This window comes from Bacillus sp. J33 (genome assembly GCF_000518885.1).
GTDB lineage: Bacteria > Bacillota > Bacilli > Bacillales > Cytobacillaceae > Cytobacillus.
The window spans coordinates 1-2,554 of sequence record NZ_JAEL01000181.1; the positions used below are offsets into that span (position 1 = coordinate 1).

Consider the following 2,554-nt stretch of genomic DNA (forward strand, 5'->3'; position numbering starts at 1 on the left):
TTTTTTAAACCAGAAAAGCTAATCTTCCTTTGGTATATTTCTTTTTAAGAAAAACTTTGTTGAGAAAAAATCCCCCTTTCTCAACAAGCTGGCCCGGCTAATGCCGGGTTTTTATTTTTCCTGCATAAATCCCTGCTTACTATATGCTAAAATATAGATAGAATTTTCAGGGAGTGAAATTATGTATCCGGATGAATATATAAAGTTTTTAGTCCATTTTCACGGAGACCGGGATTACTTTGAATGCCATGAGGTGCTTGAAGAGTACTGGAAAAGTGTTGATAAAAACAACAAAGCATCTATTTGGGTGGGGCTCATCCTTATGGCAGTATCCCTGTATCACCATCGCCGGGAAAATTTCAAAGGCGCAGAACGAACGCTTGGAAAAGGGTTGGCGATTCTTGAAAGCCATTCAGCTGACATAAAAAAATTAGGTCTCGATTCCGTTCAATTGATTAAGGATTTAAAAAACCGATTGCATATTATTAAGGAAGGCAAAAAATATACGAGCTATAATCTGCCCATTGAAGACCCAAATCTGCTGAGAAGATGCAGAGAAGCATGTTCCGAACAAGGTTTTCCCTGGTGTGCCAGCAGCAACTTAATGGATGAAGATTTGGTGCATCGCCATAAAAACAGGGACAGAAGCATGGTAATCCAAGAACGGCTGGAAGCAATGGAAAAGAATAAGTAAATGAAAAAGGCAGGAATAGTCATTATTCACTGCCTTTTTTTTGATCCTCATTTAATTCGCATTTATTCAGAAATGATTCGGTTTCTTCGGTTGCCGTCAGGGTTTTACCAGGATATAGTTCATCCAGAGCTTTTATCATTGTTTTCCCGATTCCCTGATGGCGGTGTGAAGGATTGACTGATATGTGCTGAATTTCCATTGTACTGTCACTTGCTGTGACACCTACAAGCCCAATGATATCTTCGCCTTCCTTCCATAGAAACAGCTGCCAATTTTCTTCCGTTTCATATTGCTTCATCGTTTGCTGCAATCTTTTCAAGTCTTTTTCATTAGGCATAAAAGATAAAAGACCCATTGCAATTTTTTCAAATGATTTTTTATATCGAATTAGCATATTTATCCCTCATTATTAGAATAAAAACATCATAAACTATTTTTCCCAATTTTATTAATTGTAAACTTCTCTAATCATTATATGTATTATTGACAAATGTTGCTATTTTAGAGTTAAAACTGGCTCATTTCTACAAACCAGCCAACATTATACAATAAAAAACCAATAAACCAGTCCCCATCCAAGGCTTAATAACAGCAAAATAATAAAAAGAAGCCAATTGCTTTTTTTCATAACGATTTATTGCCTCCACTTCCAAAGTCAAACCTATGGCTCATAAACTATCATTCATTTTACACTATTCTCTTATATAATTCCATTCCACTTGCGGATTTAGGAATTTTGAGCTACTGTTTCGTTAAAGGCTCCAATGAAACTTTTTTATTTTTTAATCGTCTATTTACAAGTAAGGCCTCTCTGCCTTTTAATTCAAAATCTACTCCGGGAGGAAACACAAAATGAAATGGACTAAAATGCTTGCCATTTTCATGGTTTCGCTATTACTTATCTTGCCAATGCAGGCGTTTGCTGACATGGCAGAAGGCGACATGATTATTACACTGGGAGAAAATTTGTCTGAAGAGCAAAAAAATATGCTCCTTGCCGAAATGGAAGCTCCTGAAGACGCAACCATGATCACTGTCTCTAATGAAGAAGAACATAAATACCTGGGAAACTACATCTCAAAAGCATTAATTGGAACAAGAGCCATTTCTTCTTCAGCAGTCACCATAGCAAAACCTGGTTCAGGACTTGAAGTAGAGACCAAAAATATTAATTGGGTCACAGATGAAATGTATATTAACGCCCTTATTACAGCAGGAGTGAAAGATGCAAAAATCTATATTACAGCACCTGCCTCCGTTTCAGGCACCGCTGCGCTAACAGGGATCATAAAGGCTTATGAAATATCTGCCGAAAAAACGATTCCGGAAGAGGTTAAGCAGGCTGCCAATGAAGAAATGGTTGAAACTGCAAAGCTCGGAGACTCTGTCGGGAATGAAAACGCAGCTGCCTTAATTGCAAAAATTAAAGAAGAAATTGCTAAAAATGCACCTGAAACAGATGCTGAGTTAAGAACCATTATTGAAGATTCGGCAAAGGAACTCGGGATTACTTTAACAGAACAGGAGATTTCAAGTTTAATTGATTTATTTAACAAGCTAAAGGATCTTAACATTGATTGGAACCAAGTAGGCGAGCAGCTCAATCAGGCAAAAGACAAACTATCCAAATACCTTGAGAGCGAAGAAGGCCAAGGATTTTTGGATAGCCTTAAACGCTTCTTTTCCAGTGTCATCGATGCTATAAAAGCCTTTTTCTCTTAATGATCAGCCTAAAAAAATTAAGCTGCCTTTTTCAGGCAGCTTAATTTCAGTTTGTAGACAAAAAGAGTTCGGAATAGTCTCATTCCGAACTCTTTTTTTCATTTTTTGTAGGACTTCAAGTAATTACAGAGAATTGCA

At 37.0% G+C, this 2,554-nt stretch carries 3 protein-coding genes; 2 read left to right on the forward strand and 1 reads right to left on the reverse strand.

Features of this window, described 5'->3' with window-relative positions; genetic code table 11:
• Positions 1-181: 181 nt before the first annotated feature.
• Positions 182-694: a DUF309 domain-containing protein gene (locus L634_RS0128355; protein ID WP_026585290.1), complete on the forward strand. Its 513-nt coding sequence runs from the start codon at positions 182-184 to the stop codon at positions 692-694.
• A gap of 22 nt (positions 695-716) precedes the next feature.
• On the opposite strand, the gene L634_RS0128360 is transcribed toward L634_RS0128355, so the two are convergent.
• A complete protein-coding gene (locus L634_RS0128360) occupies positions 717-1,088 on the reverse strand; it encodes a GNAT family N-acetyltransferase (RefSeq protein ID WP_026585291.1) in 372 nt (123 codons plus the stop codon).
• Between the two features lie 458 nt (positions 1,089-1,546).
• Here L634_RS0128360 and L634_RS0128370 point away from each other — a divergent pair, with 458 nt between their 5' ends.
• Positions 1,547-2,416, forward strand: coding sequence for a DUF1002 domain-containing protein (locus L634_RS0128370; protein WP_026585292.1), 870 nt, complete (start codon positions 1,547-1,549; stop codon positions 2,414-2,416).
• The last annotated feature ends 138 nt before the right edge of the window (positions 2,417-2,554 follow it).

What these genes read in the sequence shown, in the direction of transcription:
- L634_RS0128355 (WP_026585290.1), top strand. Translation starts at nt 182, where the DNA reads ATGTATCCGGATGAATATATAAAGTTTTTAGTCCATTTTCACGGAGAC.
- L634_RS0128360 (WP_026585291.1), bottom strand. Translation starts at nt 1,088, where the DNA reads ATGCTAATTCGATATAAAAAATCATTTGAAAAAATTGCAATGGGTCTT.
- L634_RS0128370 (WP_026585292.1), top strand. Translation starts at nt 1,547, where the DNA reads ATGAAATGGACTAAAATGCTTGCCATTTTCATGGTTTCGCTATTACTT.